The sequence below is a fragment of the Streptomyces sp. 71268 genome (assembly GCF_029392895.1).
GTDB lineage: Bacteria > Actinomycetota > Actinomycetes > Streptomycetales > Streptomycetaceae > Streptomyces.
On the sequence record NZ_CP114200.1, the window covers coordinates 5,139,062 to 5,155,128 of the forward strand.

Annotated in this window: 10 protein-coding genes, 1 pseudogene and 1 riboswitch; of the genes and pseudogenes, 4 read left to right on the top strand and 7 right to left on the bottom strand. The window is 73.6% G+C overall.

The annotated features are described in order from the left end of the window. Positions 1-152 precede the first annotated feature (152 nt). Together OYE22_RS20330 and OYE22_RS20335 are read right to left on the bottom strand one after the other, a co-directional pair. On the bottom strand, positions 153-770 hold the full coding sequence (locus tag OYE22_RS20330) for a hypothetical protein (protein ID WP_277321747.1): 618 nt from the start codon (positions 768-770) through the stop codon (positions 153-155). Then, positions 767-2,116, bottom strand: a complete 1,350-nt coding sequence (locus OYE22_RS20335) for a PspC domain-containing protein (protein WP_277321748.1) — start codon at positions 2,114-2,116, stop codon at positions 767-769. The genes OYE22_RS20330 and OYE22_RS20335 overlap by 4 nt, the downstream gene beginning before the upstream one ends. A gap of 299 nt (positions 2,117-2,415) precedes the next feature. On the opposite strand from OYE22_RS20335, the pseudogene OYE22_RS20340 reads away from it, so the two are divergent. The 3 genes and pseudogenes from OYE22_RS20340 to OYE22_RS20350 all read left to right on the top strand — a co-directional run. After that, positions 2,416-3,300, top strand: a pseudogene (locus OYE22_RS20340) (serine/threonine-protein kinase); the annotation flags it as partial. A 1,787-nt stretch (positions 3,301-5,087) separates the two neighbouring features. Next, a complete protein-coding gene (locus OYE22_RS20345) occupies positions 5,088-6,350 on the top strand; it encodes an ATP-binding protein (RefSeq protein WP_277321749.1) in 1,263 nt (420 codons plus the stop codon). Next, the gene (locus OYE22_RS20350) at positions 6,347-7,069 is read left to right on the top strand and encodes a response regulator transcription factor (RefSeq protein ID WP_277321750.1); all 723 of its coding nucleotides are present in this window, start codon (positions 6,347-6,349) and stop codon (positions 7,067-7,069) included. Before OYE22_RS20345 ends, OYE22_RS20350 begins: the two co-directional genes overlap by 4 nt. A gap of 263 nt (positions 7,070-7,332) precedes the next feature. On the opposite strand, the gene OYE22_RS20355 is transcribed toward OYE22_RS20350, so the two are convergent. From OYE22_RS20355 to OYE22_RS20375, 5 genes are all read right to left on the bottom strand, one after another. Continuing rightward, positions 7,333-8,085 (bottom strand): polysaccharide deacetylase family protein, encoded by a 753-nt coding sequence (locus OYE22_RS20355; protein ID WP_277324228.1) that lies wholly within the window; start codon positions 8,083-8,085, stop codon positions 7,333-7,335. A gap of 306 nt (positions 8,086-8,391) precedes the next feature. Then, positions 8,392-8,961 carry a Uma2 family endonuclease gene (locus OYE22_RS20360; protein WP_277321752.1) on the bottom strand — a complete coding sequence of 190 codons (570 nt, stop codon included), beginning with the start codon at positions 8,959-8,961 and terminating at the stop codon, positions 8,392-8,394. A gap of 282 nt (positions 8,962-9,243) precedes the next feature. Then, a complete protein-coding gene (locus tag OYE22_RS20365; RefSeq protein ID WP_277321753.1) occupies positions 9,244-10,452 on the bottom strand; it encodes a globin domain-containing protein in 1,209 nt (402 codons plus the stop codon). A 241-nt stretch (positions 10,453-10,693) separates the two neighbouring features. Then, a complete protein-coding gene (locus OYE22_RS20370) occupies positions 10,694-11,134 on the bottom strand; it encodes an Rrf2 family transcriptional regulator (RefSeq protein ID WP_277321754.1) in 441 nt (146 codons plus the stop codon). A gap of 321 nt (positions 11,135-11,455) precedes the next feature. Then, positions 11,456-12,694, bottom strand: coding sequence for a C40 family peptidase (locus OYE22_RS20375; RefSeq protein WP_277321755.1), 1,239 nt, complete (start codon positions 12,692-12,694; stop codon positions 11,456-11,458). 7 nt (positions 12,695-12,701) lie between these two features. Then, positions 12,702-12,945: riboswitch (cyclic di-AMP (ydaO/yuaA leader) on the bottom strand. A 158-nt stretch (positions 12,946-13,103) separates the two neighbouring features. Here OYE22_RS20375 and OYE22_RS20380 point away from each other — a divergent pair. Further along, on the top strand, positions 13,104-15,968 hold the full coding sequence (locus OYE22_RS20380; RefSeq protein WP_277321756.1) for an ATP-dependent DNA helicase: 2,865 nt from the start codon (positions 13,104-13,106) through the stop codon (positions 15,966-15,968). Positions 15,969-16,067 lie beyond the last annotated feature (99 nt).

The following is a 16,067-nucleotide window of genomic DNA, read 5'->3' on the forward strand; positions in this document are numbered from 1 at the left end:
GGGAGCGGTCACCGGCGGGCGCGCGGGCGGGTAGGCGGGTGTTGGGTGGTTGGGGTCGGTGTCGGCCCGCACGGTGGCTGGGGCCGGGTGTCGGGCGGGCCGGGCGGTGGGGCGTTGGACGGCCTGGTGGGGCCGCCCGCCCGGTGGCTGCCCTACTCGCCGTCGGGGCCCTGTCCGGAGTCCCGGTTCAGGTCCGGGCGTATGTCGGCACGGGTGGTGGTGAGGTCGGGACTGGTGGAGGCCGTGTCCGTGCGGCTGGCGTTAGGGGCGTCGGTTTTCGCGGGGCCGGTGTTAGGGGAGTCGGTGTTCGCGGGACCGGTGTTCGCTGGGCGGTCGACCGGGCGGTCCGTGTGGGTGGGGTTCGTGTCGGCGGCTCGGGGGGTCGGCTCTGGTCGCGCGGTGCTCGCTGGCCTCGCTGTGTTCGTTGCTTCCGCCGTGCTGTCCGTACCGTTCGCGCCGCGTTCCGCCCCGTCCGACCGGGGCGCGTAGGCAGCGGCGTGTGCCCTGCGGTGCCAGGCCATGGCGAGTTCCTCGGGCGACGGCGTGCTCGCCGCGGCCTCGACGCGCCGGGCGCGGTTGCGGCGGCGGCGCATCGCGTGGGTCACCGCGGTGATGAGCGCCGCGAACGCCAACCCGACACCGAGCGCCGGCAGCAGTGCGAAGGGCGGCGGGTCCCAGGTGCCGGCGGCGTCCAACGCGTACCCGACGCCGACCGCGAGCGCCGTGGTGCCGGCGATGAGTCGGCCTGGTTCGAAGGTGTGCCGTTTCATGGCCGTACCACCGCCACCTGTCCCACGCCCACGTCGAGATCGAGCACCAGCGTGCCGCGTGTCTTCGCCGCCGGCAGCGGCTTGCCGCCGGCCTGCGGCTGGATCGTCACCTCGCGCGAGCGTCGGGGCGCCACGTCCACGTCGTCCCCGCGCTCGCCCGGGAGTTGGATGTCGCCGAAGCCCACCGCCACCGTGAGCCGCAGCTGCACGTCGGCGGGCACCGTGACCCGCAACTTGCCCGCGCCGACCGAGGCGTGCGTGCCGAGCGTACGGCCGCGGCCCGGGCGCAGCTTGGTCAGGTCGAGCTTGGCGTACCCCGTGCCCAGCTCGTACCGATCGCGCAGCCCGGCCGGCTCGGTGGCCTGCCAGGTGCGCTCGCGCCAGTCGGCGGTCACCGACTTCGGCAGCGCCGCGGCGCCCGCGAGCAGCGCGGCCGTCAGCACCACGGAGACCATCGTGCCGCCGCTGGTGCGCCCGTACAGGCTGCTGACGGCGAGCCCGACGCCGAACACCGCCAGCGCGCACGCCAGCCCTATCTCCAGGCTGGTGCCGAGTGGCTTGGTGCTCCAGGTGGTGCTGGCACCGATCACGGCGGCGCACGTGGCCAGCAGGAACGTCCGGCCGCCGATCCCCTCGCCGCGTGGGGCGGGCGGCGGGCTGGCGGAGGAGCCCGCGCGCCGCTCGTACGGGGTGTCGTCGGGGCCCCACAGGTAGGCCGTGACCGTCACGGGGCGGGTGGCGCCCGGCAGCCCCGTCGTGCCGTCCTTGACGATCGGGTCGCGCCACCAGGACGGGGAGCCGGGCACGGGCGGGGCCTGTGTCTCGGGCGGCGCGTCGGCGACCGCCTGCGCCGTCGCCGGGTCCACCGGGCCGTCACCCTCCGCGTGTCGCCGGTGCCGCGACCAGTACCCCGCGCCGGCCGCGGCCAGCGAGACCATCATCGCGAAGCCCACGACGCTGCCGTTGTTGAGCATCGACAGGAACAGTCCGCACCCGACCAGGGCGGCCAACACGGCGGTCAGCGCCGGGCCCTCGACGCGGCCGGACAGCAGCCGCCGGCCCTCGTTCTCATCCTCCCCGTAGCTCGGGATGAGCAGCCAGGCGAAGCCGTACGCGACCAGGCCGAGGCCGCCCGCCGCGCCGAGCACGGCGAGGACCACGCGGAAGATGACCGGGTCCAGGTCGCAGTACCGGCCGAGGCCCCCGCACACGCCCGAGATCACCTTGTGCTCACGGCTGCGCCGCAGCGGCTCGCGCGCGGGCGGCCCTGGCTCGGTGGCCGTGGCGCCGCCGGGCGTCGCCGGGGAGCTCGCGGCGCCGTCCTCGGCGGTGGGTGCATCGGTCATGAGTCCATGGTGTCAACCCGGCTCGCCAGATGGCAGCCGCCATGACCCTGGCCGTTCCCTGAGATCCCCCCGAGCCACCCCCAAGGGGCGCTCGGATGGGTCGCGCGCCCCCGTCGATCGATGGGGGCGCGGAGGTCGAGAGGCGACCCGAGCGAGGCGGAAAGCTCGATTCCGCGTTGTTTCCCGCAGCCTGGGGAGCACTCCCAGGGGGCACGACGTGCGACGCAACGCGGGAGTACGGCAAAGAGGCGGCTATCGTGGCCGTTCGAACGGTGCCGGGGGAAGTAGAGGGGTGTGCGGTGTCGGACGAGGGGCGGTTGGTCGCCAAGCGGTACCGGCTGGTGGAGCGGATCGGCCGGGGCGGCATGGGCACCGTGTGGAGAGCCGCCGACGAACTGCTGGGCCGTCAGGTCGCCATCAAGCAGTTGCACATCTCACCGCACCTGGCCGACGACGAGCTGGCCACGCTGTACGAGCGGACGCGGCGCGAGGCGCAGAGCGCCGCGCGCATCGCCCATCCCAACGTGGTCGTGGTGCACGACGTCGTGGACGACCGCGGCGTGCCGTGCATCGTGATGGAGTACGTGCCCTCCACGACCCTCGCCGACGTGCTCAAGCGCAAGGGACGCATCGAGCCCGAGGAGGCCGCCAGGATCGGCCGCGGCATGATCGCCGCCCTGCGGGCCGCGCACGCGGCGGGCGTGCTGCACCGGGACGTCAAGCCGGGCAACGTACTCCTGGGCACCGGCGGCAGCCACGGCCCCGGCCACCACACCGACGGTGATCCCGGCGACCGCGCGGCCAGCGGCGGACACCGCGCCGTGGGCCACGGCCCGCTCGGCGACGGCCGGGTGGTGCTCACCGACTTCGGCATAGCCGTCGCCTCCGGCACCTCGACCCTGACCAAGACCGGCGAACTCGTCGGCTCCATCGACTACGTGGCCCCCGAGCGCGTCAAGGGCGGCAAGCCGGGCCCCGCGTCCGACCTGTGGGCGCTGGGCGCGACGCTCTACCAGGCGGTGGAGGGGCGGCCTCCGTTCCGTAAGGACACCGCGTTCGAGACGGCGTACGCGATCGCCGTGGACGAGCTGCCGCCGCTGCGCCACGCCGGCGTCCTCGCGCCGCTCGTCGAGGCCCTGCTCGACAAGGACCCGGACGCGCGGCCGTCGGCGGAGACGGTGGAGTGGACGCTGCGGGCCGCCGCCGCCGAGGCCGAGACGGAGCTGATGCGGTCGTCGCTGCTGCCCGAACGGGACGCCGCGCGCGCCACACCCGACGCGGCCGCACGCAGCACACCTGACGCGGCCGCGCGCGCCACACCTGACGCCGTGGTACCAGCCGTCCCAGACACCACAGTGAATCCCACGCCGGCCACGGCACCGACCCGGATCAACGGCGACGTGGCGGCCACCGAGCCGGCACCGACCCCCGGGACGGCACCGGCCGGCACCGCGAACACGGCCTCCGGGGCGACGTCGGGCACCACCGCGCACCCCTCACGTGACACCACCCCCGATCCGGCCCACCCCCACACGCCCAACCCGGGCGGGCCGCACTCGGACGTCGGTACCGTTCCCACCCGCGTGCGGGCCGATCGCCAGTCGACCGACACACCGCAGCAGCCGAACCAGCCCCAACAGACCCAGCAACTACGGCAAACACGGCAGTCGAACCGGCCGCCTCAGGCACACCAGCCGCAGCAGTCCCACCAGCCGAATCAGCCGCCCCAAGCCAGTCAGTCGCAGCAACCGCGACAGTCGCATCAGCCCGTGCAGTCCCTCCAGCACGCGACGCCCCCGCAGCAGCCTCACCCACACGCGCAGAGCCGTTCCACGCCCGTAGGTCACGCGTCGGTAGGGCAGGCGCCGGGCGCGCACCCACACACCGGTCACGCGTCGGCGGGCAGCTCGCCCTCGCACACCGCGCCCACCTCGATCGGCGTGCCGGACGGGGCGGGTGGTGCGGGCGGGCGGCGGCGTGGGCGGGCGACGCTGTGGGGCGCGGTGGCCGTGGGGCTGATCGCGTCCGGCGCCGGTGCCGTGGTCGTCTATCTGGCGTCGAGCGACAAGGACGACGGCGGCGCGCGGACCAGCGCGCGGCAGAGCGCGTCGCAGCGGCCCGGCAGCGACGGAGCGGTCCCGGCGAAGCCCGGCGCGCCGAAGCCCAAGCCGTCCCCGGTGCCGGCCGGTTACCACTTGGTGCACGAGAAGGACCTGGGCGTCTCGTTCCCGGTTCCGGACGGTTGGACGCGCAAGTCGGGCACCGGCGAGCAGGTCGACTACGTGGACCCCACCGGCAAGGTCGGCATCAAGATCAACGTGCTGGACTTCGCCAGCTCCGACCACCTGGAGCACTTCGAGGACATCGAGGCGCAGTGGCGCGAGCGCGAGCCCACGCTCAAGCGGCTGCGCATGCAGCGCACGACGTTCCGCGGCGACCCCGCCGCCATCTGGGAGTTCTCCTTCCGTGGCAAGGCCAGGGAGTTCCGCGGCATCGATCTCGGCTTCGGCGAGGTGGGCAAGGAGGAGTACGCCATCTACGTGTCGGGGCCGAGCGAGCAGTGGTCGGAATACCGGCCCATCTTCGACGTCATCAAGGACAGCTTCCACACGGCCGACGACGTCAAGAGGGCACAGGGCACGGCGGCCGGCACCGGCTCCTGACCGTCGCCGTCGTCGCCGTCCCTATTGTTTGGCTGGTCGCTGGTCGCTGGTCGCTGGTCGCTGGTCGCTGGTCGCTGGTCGCTGGGCGCCGGCGGGCGGCCGAGGGTCGGCGGTGGACGGTCGCTGGTCCCCGGTGGGCGGGCTGTGGCGGCCCGGCGGCGGTCTGGGCGGGTCCCGATCGGTGCAGGTCGGAGGGGGCGCGCGGGAGGCCCTGACGAGCGCCCCTAGGTGAGCCTCCGGGTTCCGGTGTACGGGATCAGGGTCAGCCCCTGATGTCCGGGACTCGGTGCTCGTGTGACGATCAGGACATGACCACCGCAGCGCCCCCCACCGAGCCGCCCCTGCGCAAGCTGTACCGCAGCGCCGAGGGCCGGATGCTGGGTGGCGTCGCCCGGGGCCTGGCCGGCCACCTCGGGCTGCCGGTCTCCTGGGTCCGCATCGTGTTCCTCGCGCTCCTCATGGCCGAGGGGTTCGGCGTCCTGCTCTACGCCCTGTTCTGGTTCGTGGTGCCGCTCGGCGTCGGTGGCGTGGAGGCCCCGCGACCCGCGGCAGTCACGGGCCGGGACGGCAAGCGCAGGCTGCTGGCCCGTAAGCCGGACAAGGGCCAGATATTCGCCCTGATCGCGGTCGTGGCGGGGATGGCCATCTTCGTCAGCAGCTTCCAACTCGGCCGGGCCAACGCCTACGTCTGGCCGCTGCTGCTGATCGGCGCGGGCGTGGCGCTGGTGTGGCGGCAGGCTGACAACGCGCGGCGGGCGCAGTGGGTGGAGCTCAGCCGCCGCAAGCGGCTGCTGCCGATCGCGCGCGGCGCGGCGGGCGTCGTGTTGGTCAGCGCCGGCGTGACGGGCATCGTCGTGATGCAGGGCTCGGCCCGACACCTGGGCGCCGTGCTCCAGGCGGCGCTCGCCGTCCTCGTGGGCATAGCCCTGCTCGCGGGGCCGTACCTGGTGCGCATGGCTCAGGACCTGTCCGAGGAGCGGTTGATGCGCATCCGGGCCCAGGAGCGCGCGGAGGTCGCCGCCCACGTGCACGACTCGGTACTGCACACGCTCACCCTGATCCAGCGCAACGCCGAGGACGCGCGCGAGGTCACCCGGCTGGCCCGGGCCCAGGAGCGCGAGCTGCGCGCCTGGCTGAACCGGCCCGAGGGCCGGGGGAAGGAGGAGGCCGACGAGCCGGCGACGCTCGCGGACGCGGTCAAGAGCACTGCGGCGGAGGTCGAGGACTACCACGGCGTGCCCGTCGAGGTGGTGTGCGTCGGCGACTGCCCGCTGGACGACCGGCTGGTGGCGCAGATGCAGGCCGCGCGCGAGGCGATGGTCAACGCGGCCAAGTACGGTGGCGAGGGCGGTGCCGTGCAGGTCTTCGCCGAAGTGGAGGGGCGTACGGTCTTCGTGTCCGTGCGGGACCGGGGCCCGGGCTTCGATCTGGACGCGGTGCCGGACGACCGGATGGGCGTACGCGAGTCGATCATCGGCAGAATGCAGCGCAACGGCGGCACGGCGCGGCTGCGCTCCGCGCCGGACGGGGGCACCGAAGTGGAACTTGAGATGGAGAGGGTCGCGACATGACCGAAGGCGTGACGGGCACCGGAGGCGGTGGCGGCACGGAGGGCGCGACGGGGGCCGAGCGGCACGTCCGGGTCGTGCTGGTGGACGACCACCGGATGTTCCGTACGGGCGTGCAGGCCGAGATCGGGGCGACCGAGCGTACGGGCGTGGAGGTGGTGGGCGAGGCGGCCGACGTGGACCAGGCCGTCAGCGTCATCGCCGCCACCCGCCCCGAGGTGGTGCTGCTCGACGTGCACCTGCCCGGGGGCGGCGGCGTCGAGGTGCTGCGGCGCAGCGCCGCGTTGATGGGCGACGCCTCGAACCCGGTGCGCTTCCTTGCCCTGTCGGTCTCCGACGCGGCCGACGACGTCATCGGCGTCATCAGGGGCGGCGCCCGCGGGTACGTCACCAAGACCATCACCGGCACTGACCTGGTCGCCGCGATCTTCCGGGTGCGGGACGGCGACGCGGTGTTCTCGCCGCGGCTCGCGGGCTTCGTCCTCGACGCCTTCGCCTCCACGGACGCGCCGCCGGTGGACGAGGACCTGGACCGGCTGACCCAGCGCGAGCGCGAGGTGCTGCGGCTGATCGCGCGCGGTTACGCGTACAAGGAGATAGCCAAGCAGTTGTTCATCTCCGTGAAGACGGTCGAGTCCCACGTCTCCGCGGTGTTGCGCAAGCTCCAGCTCTCCAACCGGCACGAGCTGACCCGCTGGGCCACCGCGCGCCGACTGGTCTGAGCGAGCGAGCCCCGCCCCTCCGGGCCCCCCGCCCTCTCCGGCCCCGGCCGCGCCGCCGGTACGCCGGCCCGGTTGCCGGCCCCACCGTGGCCGCGGCCCGCATCCGGTGTTCCGACGGGAGAGCCCCACCGGGTGTGCCTCGCGCGGGGGCCCGCCGTAGCGGGGCCCGGGGCGTGCTCCGGCGGCGGAGGGCCCGGGGCCGGGCCCCTGGGGTGGCGTGGGCGGGTGCTCTCACGGGTGCCCTCGGGGGCGGTGAACTCCGCTCAGGGGCGGTAGACCTCACCGGGCTCGGGCACGGCCGGGGCCATGAGCTGGGGCACCGTCACGAAGGTGAAGCCGCGCTTGTGCAGGGCGTCGATGATGCCGGGTACGGCGGGCACCGTGCCGTCGTAGATGTCGTGCAGCAGGATGATGCCGTCCCGGTCGGCCTGGTCCAGGACCCGCTTCTTGATCAGCGCGGAGTCCGTCGTGGAGTAGTCCTTGGCGGTCACGCTCCACAGCACCTGGGAGAGGCCCAGCTCCTTGCTGACCTTGGAGACGTCCTTGTTGGTGCGGCCCTGCGGCGGGCGCATGAGGGTCGGCTTGTGCCCCGTTATCTCCTCTATCGCGTCCTGGGTGAGCGCCAGTTCCTTGCGGGCCTCGTCGGGTTCGAGGTCGGTCAACCGGGGGTGCGACCAGGTGTGGTTGGCCACCTCGTGGCCCTCCGTCGCGATCCGGCGTACCAGATCGGGGTGCTTCTTCACGTGGTTCTTGCCGAGCAGGAAGAAGGTCGCGGGGACCTTCTTGTCCTTCAGCGTGTCCAGGAGTCGCCCGGTGTCCTTGCCGGGGCCGGCGTCGAAGGTCAGCGCGATGCACTTGGCCGCCGCGCAGTCCACCGATCCCTGCTTCCCCTTGGCGCCGTCGCCGGCCTTGGAGCGCGCGGACGCCGGCGATGTCGTGTCGGTCTGATCCGACGAACAACCGCTCAGCACGAGCGCGAGGGACAGCGCGCCGGCCGCGGCCACGGCCGTACCCATCGCCCGCGCCCGTCGCCGGCTCCGGGGGCGCCGCCCGCCGGCGGACGCATCGGGGGTCGGCGCGTTGGCCTCCTCGAGGGAGGCGGAGACAACGGTGTCGGGCGCGCCGGATATGGCAGGTTCAGAGAGCATGCCGAGCACTGTACAAGTCGTGTATACACGAAGTTCATACGCCCCCCTCCTGGTGTTATGCGTTCGGGGAGCGTGGCTCGCGGGCGGCGGGCCGGCTGGTTCGCGGGGCGTGCCGCGTCACCTGCCGGGGGTCGAGGGGGAGCGGGCTGCCCGGAGGTGGGGCGCTCAGCGCCGCTACGGGTACGTGCGGAAGTCGGTCGTGTCCACGGTCCAACTGCCCACGGTGACGATGTCACCGAAGACGTAGTCGCCGCGCGTGCGGTAGCGCGGTCCGTCGGGCCCGCGACCGGGGTCGGAGAGCGCGGCCACGGTGCCCTCGCGGGGATCGACGAGGAGGTAGAGCGGAATGCCCATCGCCGGGTACTCCGCCATCTTGTCCAGGTAGTCGCTGGTGTGGCTGGACGGGGAGACGATCTCGGCGACGAGCGCCACGTCCGCCGGTTCGAAGGGGTTCATGGTCCGCTCGGTGAGGACGTCGTACGGCACCACGAGCACGTCCGGCCTCCGCAGCCTGCCGATGGTGGGGTCTGCGACCTCCCCGCCGGTGTGGGCGACCAGCCGCGGAGAGGTTTCCCGCAACTGCTCTGCCAGTTGCTCGAGAATCAGCCACGCGATGAACTCGTGTGGCCGTCCGGGGGACGTCATCAACACGATTCGATCCCCGAAGATCTCGTAGCCGACGAGAGGATCGGGGGCATGCCGTGCGAGTTCTTCGCCGATCTCCCGCATGCGTGCGTAGTCCACCGTCGTACCGCCTGTTCGCGTGAGCCGAGGCCGGCTGGCGCCACGATTCAAACCTACGCCGGGGCGAACCGGCTCAACCTCGGGCGGCCGGGCCCGACCTTGGGCGTGCCGGGGCGGGGCGTGGCCGTGGCGGCACTCCCCGCCCCAGCGGTTGTACCCCGAGCGCCGCCCCCGCCCCACGCGCCCCGCCCCACGCGCCGCCCCCGCCCCACGCGCTCCATCCCACGCGCCGCCCCGCTCCCTTCCGCCGCTCCCGACTCGGTTACGCCCTCCTCCCTCCCCCTACCCCTCGCCCCGCCACAGGTCGGGGCCGAAGACCTCGTAGTGGATGCGGTCGGCGGGCAGGCCGAGGGCACGGAGTTGGGCGCGGGTCGCGTGGACGAAGGGGAGGGGGCCGCACAGGTAGGCGGTGGTGCGGGGGAGGTTGGGCAGTGGGACGGCGGACAGGTCGACGCGCCCGGTGCGGTCGGCCGGCCAGGGGCCGGCCGGCTCCTCGTACCAGACGTGGGCGACGGCATCCGGCAACTTCCGGACCAGCGCGTCGAGTTCCTCACGGAAGGCGTGGGTGCGCTCGGCGCGGTCGCCGTGCACGGCGACCACGGGGCGCGCCGCGCCGGTGGTCAGCAGGTGGTCGAGCATGCCGATCAGCGGCGTGCAGCCGATGCCGGCGGAGACCAGCAGGAGGGGCCCGTCGTCGCGCGCGTCGAGCGTCACGTCGCCGAACGGCAGGCTGACGCGCAGCGTGTCGCCGGCGCGTACGCGGGCGTGCAGATGTGTGGAGACCGCGCCGTCCGGCGCGCCTTCGCCCTCGCCGGCGGCGGCCTTGACCGTGAGGCGCAACCCCTCGGGGCGGGCCGCGCTCACGCTGTACTGGCGTATCTGGCGGGCCCCGTCCTCCAGTTCGACCTGCACGGAGACGTACTGGCCGGGGCGGGACGGCGGGGGCGGCGTGCCGTCGGCGGGCCGGACCAGGAAGCTCACCACGCCGTCCGCCTCCGGCGTGCGCTCCAGTACCCGGTACTCCCGCCACACGTCGCCCTCGGCCACGCCGGCCGCCGCGTACAGCCGGCCCTCCGCGGCGATCAGTGAGTCGGCGAGCAGCCAGTAGACCTCGTCCCAGGCCGCGGCCACCTCCTCCGTGACGGCCTCGCCCAGCACCTCGGCGATGGCCGCGAACAGGTGGGTGTGCACGATGTCGTACTGGTCGCGGGTGACGCCGAGCGAGGCGTGCTTGTGGGCGATGCGACCCAGCAGTTCGTCGGGCGCGGTGGGCGATGGCCCGACCAGCGTCGTCGCGAACGCCGCGAGCGCGCCGGCGAGCGCCTGCCGCTGCGTCCCGTTGGCCTGGTTGCCACGGTTGAACAGGTCGCGCAGCAGCGCGGGGTGGGCCGCGAACAGCCGGTCGTAGAAGCGTGCGGCGATCTCGTCGAGCGCGCCGTGCACGGCGGGCAGCGTGGCACGGACCGCGACGGCCGACTTTTCGGACAGCATGGCTACTCCAAATCAGATTCTGAGATTCGTCTTTTTGGTCGAGGGTGTTCGCGGAAGGGATTGCGGGGATTCCGGCGCGAGGGCCGGTCAGGGGGGAGCGGGGAGAGGCGACGTGGGCGTGGGGCCTCGGGCGGGGTGGCGCGAGGTGGCCACGGTGAGGCGCGGGCGGGCTTGGCCGCGGCCCGCGCGGTGCGCGGTGGGCGCGGCGGGTGGTGATCAGGTGGCGGGTGGTGTTCGGGTGCTAGGTGGGACGGGGTGTGAGGCCCAGCAGGACGGGGCCGGTCGGGGCGGAGACGAGGTCGGCGATGGTGATCGGGTCGAGCGTGGCGTAGAAGGATTCCTGTGCCTGGCGTAGCGCGCTGCGCAGCCGGCACGCCGTGCGCAGCGGGCAGGGCGGGTCGTCCTCGCAGCCCACCACGTCACCCGCCCCCTCAAGCTCGCGTACCAGCCAGCCGAGCGACGCGGCGCGCCCGGTCGAGGTCAGCGCCAGCCCGCCGCCCCGGCCGCGCCGGGCCTCGACCACGCCGAGGTGGCGCAGCCGGGTGACGGCCTTCGCGGCATGGCTGTACGGCACGGCGACGGCGTCGGCCACCTCGCGAGTGGTCGGCGCGCTCTCCGCGTCGAGCACCGCGAGGCGCATGGCGACGCGGAGCGCCAGATCGGTGGCCTTGGTCAGTCGCACGCCGCGATTCTATGGAATACGCATCTGCGATTCGTCTTTGGGGGTGCCCTTGGTCCCCGCGCCCGTTCGCTCAGCGGTCCAGCGGTCCAGCGGTCCAGCGGTCCTCCCGCCAGCGGTCCTCCCGCCAGCGGCCCGACGGACGCCGCCCCTCCCCGCGAGGCCGTGACCGGCACCGTCTTCGCCACCCTCGCCCACCCCCGGCGTACGCCGCACCCTCCCGCCAGCGGCCAGCAGCCAGCGGAAACCGCCCCCACCGGCGAGCGGGCCCGCCCCCGCGCCAGGGGAGGCGGGCCCGCTCCGTGGGGGCGGGGGCCCGGCGGGTCAGGCCGGCCGCACGTTCCCGTACAGCGGCATCGTGTAGATCGACTCGACCCGCACGTTGGCCCCGGGCCTCGGCGCGTGGATCATCTTGCCCTCGCCGACGTAGAGGCCGACATGGCTGATGTCGTCGAAGAAGAAGACCAGGTCACCGGGGGCGAGGTCGGTGGTGGCTATGCGTTGGCCGACCTTGACCTGGTCCCAGGTGGTGCGCGGCAGGGTCACCCCGGCGGCCTTCCACGCGCCCTGCGTCAGCCCGGAGCAGTCGTACGCGTTGGGGCCGGTCGCGCCCCACACGTACGGCTTGCCGAGCTGTGCCCGCGCGAAGTCGATGGCCTGTTGCGCCTTCGCCGTGTCGGCCGGGGAAGCGGGGTCGCTCGGGCCGATGTCGCCCGAGCCGTCGCCGCGGCCCGCGGCCCCGCCCTGGCCGCTTCCGTCGCCGCTGTCGCCGCCCGTGTCGCCGGCGTTCTCGCGCTGCTCACGCTCCCGCTGTTCCCGCTCGCGCCGCTCCCGCTCCGCGCGCTCCTTCTCGGCCTGCTCGCGGGCCAACTCCTTGGCCTTGCGCTCGGCCTCGGCCTGCTTCCTGCGCTCCAGCTCCGCCAGCCTGGCCTTCTCCTCGGCGGTCAATCTGGACAGCAGCTTGCGGGCCTCGGCCAGCTTGGTCTGTACGGACTTCTTCTTGGCCCGCAGGTCGTCCTGGGCGGCGGTGAGGGAGGCCAGGCTCCGCGCCGCCTTGCCGCGCTGGGTGGCCGCCGTCGCCCGCCGGGCCTCGTAGTCCGCCAGTGCCCGCTGCTGCCGACTGGTCATCCGGGCCAGCAGGTGCGACTGGTCGAAGAGACGCTGGGAGTCGGCGGCCAGGAGCAGCGTCGCGGTCGAGTGGGCGCTGCCGGTGCGGTACTGGGCCGCCGCGAAGGTCCCCAGCTTGCGGCGCGCCTCGTTGACTCGCTCGGTGTGCTCGGCGACGTCCCCGAGCAGTTCGTCCACCCGGGCCTGCTGCGCGTCCGTGCGCTCCTTGGCCCCGTTGTACGCCTGGGTGGCGCTGCCGGCCTCGCGGTACAGCGCGTCGACCCGCTGCCGCACCTCCTCGACCGAGGGGCGCGGCTCGCGCGGTACGGCGGTGGCCGACGGCGCGAGCTGGACGAGGAGGGCGAGGGAGGCGAGCGCGGCCGTGGTGAGGCCGGCGACGGTACGACGACCGGACGACACGTCCAGCCGGTACCGCGACCTGCGGTGTGACGCCAAGGGAGGCGACTCCTTCCGTGGACCGCCTACCGGGTTAGCTGTCGGGTTCGGGCGCTCCGCGCGGCTCGGGGACGGGCGTCACCGAGCGCACGGGGAGGGAAGGGAATGCCCTACGGTCCGCACATGGGGATGCGGTCCGATTCACCCCGGTGGTACTTCCCCCCGCCTCCGGGAGACTCCCGTAAGGCGCGGGGAACGGTGGGTCCCCGGCTCCGGCCGCCTGACAGGGCCGGACTCGGCGCGGGCCGCCCGTTGCCGACGCTTTCGCCGACGGGGGTACGGGCCGCCATGACCAGGCACCGTAGCCAACGGCCCGGGTGGCTGGGAAGGCTGGTGTTCGACATGTCGGGAAGGGGTCGGGGGAAGGGCGGTGCGGGTTGTCAGTGGTGCCGCCTAGACTCGGTTCGCGATGAGCAGCCTCTTTGACGACGACTTCCTGGCGGATCTTGCCCGGTCGGGCGGCGAGCCCCCGCCCGAGGAGCAGGAGATCCCCGAGGACGCCCCGGGTGACCCGACGGTGCCCGCGGGCCAGGCCCCGGAGCAGGTTCCGCACGACCTGTTCGAGGGCTGGGACCTCGCCCCGAGCGCGGGGCCGGGGCCGGCCGCCGGCTTCGGCGAGCGCGCCGGCCGCGCGGGGTCCGACGCGTACGGCGAGGAGCCGGAGCCGTACGGCGAGCGCGAGGCGTACTACCGCAACGGCGCGCCGCGCCCGGCCGTGGACCCGGCCGCGCTGCTTGAGGGGATGAACGAGCAGCAGCGGGCCGCCGTCGTGCACGCCGGATCGCCGCTGCTCATCGTCGCCGGCGCCGGCTCGGGCAAGACCCGGGTGCTCACCCACCGCATCGCGCATCTGCTGGGCGCCCGCCGCGCGCACCCTGGCGAGATCCTGGCGATCACGTTCACGAACAAGGCCGCGGGCGAGATGAAGGAGCGCGTCACGGACCTCGTGGGCCAGCGCGCGAACGCCATGTGGGTGTCGACGTTCCACAGCGCCTGCGTGCGCATCCTGCGCCGCGAGTCCAAGAAGCTCGGCTTCACGTCCTCGTTCTCGATCTACGACGCGGCCGACTCCAAGCGGCTGATGGCCCTGGTCTGCCGCGACCTGGACCTGGACCCGAAGCGGTTCCCGCCCAAGTCCTTCAGCGCCAAGATCTCCAACCTCAAGAACGAGCTCATCGACGAGGAGACCTACGCGGCGCAGGTGGGCGGCGACGGCGCGGGTTCCGGTGGCGGCTTCGAGAAGACGCTGGCCGAGGCGTACACGATGTACCAGGCCAGGCTGCGCGAGGCCAACGCCCTCGACTTTGACGACATCATCATGACCACGGTGCACCTGCTCCAGGCGTTCCCGGACGTCTCGGAGCACTACCGCCGCCGGTTCCGGCACGTGCTGGTGGACGAGTACCAGGACACCAACCACGCGCAGTACACGCTGGTGCGCGAGCTGGTCGGGCCGGCCGAGTCCGCGGCCGAACTGTGCGTGGTGGGCGACGCTGACCAGTCGATCTACGCGTTCCGTGGCGCGACCATCCGCAACATCCTCCAGTTCGAGGAGGACTACCCGAACGCGACGACGATCCTGCTGGAGCAGAACTACCGTTCCACGCAGACCATCCTCAGCGCGGCCAACGCCGTCATCGAGCGCAACGAGAACCGCCGCCCGAAGAACCTGTGGACGGACGCCGGCGCCGGCGCCACCATCACCGGGTACGTGGCCGACACCGAGCACGACGAGGCGCAGTTCGTCGCGGACGAGATCGACCGGCTCACCGACGCGGGCGACGCCCGCGCCGGCGACGTGGCCGTCTTCTACCGGACCAACGCGCAGTCCCGCGTCTTCGAAGAGGTCTTCATCCGCGTCGGCCTGCCGTACAAGGTCGTCGGCGGCGTCCGCTTCTACGAGCGCAAGGAGGTCCGCGACATACTCGCGTACCTGCGCGTGCTCGCGAACCCCGAGGACACGGTGCCGCTGCGGCGCATCCTCAACGTCCCCAAGCGCGGCATCGGCGAGCGCGCCGAGGCGATGATCGACGCGCTCGCCCAGCGCGAGCGCATCTCCTTCGCCCAGGCGCTGCGCCGGGTCGACGAGGCGTACGGCATGGCCGCGCGCTCCGTCAACGCGGTCAAGCGCTTCAACGTGCTCCTTGAGGATCTGCGCACCATCGTGGAGTCCGGCGTCGGACCGGCCACGGTGCTTGAGGCGGTCCTCGAGCGCACGGGCTACCTCGCCGAACTCCAGGCCTCCACCGACCCGCAGGACGAGACCCGGGTGGAGAACCTCCAGGAACTCGCGGCGGTGGCGCTGGAGTTCGAGCAGGAGCGCGGCGTGACATCGGGCGAGCCGGTGGACGCCGAGGCGCGGCCGGCCGCGGACGCCGGCGACACCGGCGCGGGCGAGACCGCGGCGACCGTGGCCGCGGTCGAGGAGGCGGCGGCCGCCGCGGTGGCCCAGGGCGTGGTGGCCCAGGGCGCCGAGGCCGGGGCGGGCGCGAACGCGGGGGCCGGTGGCGGACCGGCCGAGCAGGACGCCGTGGCGGCGCCGGGCGCGACGCAGCCCGCTGTCGCGGGGCCCGAGGACGTGGCGGCCGCCGGTGCCGGGGCCACGACCGGCACGCTGGCCGACTTCCTGGAGAAGGTGGCACTGGTCGCCGACTCCGACCAGATCCCCGACGAGGACGCGGAGGGCACCGGCGTGATCACGCTGATGACCCTGCACACCGCGAAGGGCCTGGAGTTCCCGGTGGTCTTCCTGACCGGCCTGGAGGACGGGGTCTTCCCGCACATGCGGGCGCTCGGCCAGGTCAAGGAGTTGGAGGAGGAGCGCCGCCTGGCGTACGTGGGCATCACGCGCGCCCGCGAGCGGCTCTACCTCACCCGCTCCACCATGCGCAGCGCCTGGGGCCAACCCGCGTACAACCCGCCGTCCCGGTTCCTCGACGAGATCCCCGACCAGTACCTGACCTGGAAGCGCACGGGCCCGGCGACGCCGTCCGCCTCGATGAGCCAGGTGGCCTCCTCGCTCTCCTCGTCGCTGTCCGCGTCGTCACGCTCGGGCGGCGGCCGGGGCACCAGCAACGCCTTCGCCACCCGCCGGGTCAAGGACCGACCGGTGGTCTCGCTGGCCGTGGGCGACCGGGTCACGCACGACTCGTTCGGCCTGGGCACGGTCGTGGGGGTCAAGGGCAGCGGCGACGCGGCCGAGGCCACGATCGACTTCGGCGAGGAGAAGCCCAAGCGGCTGCTGCTGCGGTACGCGCCGGTGGAGAAGCTGTAGTCGTACGCCCCGGCGCGCGGGCCCACCGCGCGTCGGGGCCGACGCTCTGACGGCTCGGTGTGCGCGCTCGGGTGGCCCGGTATGCGAGCGGATGTGGAG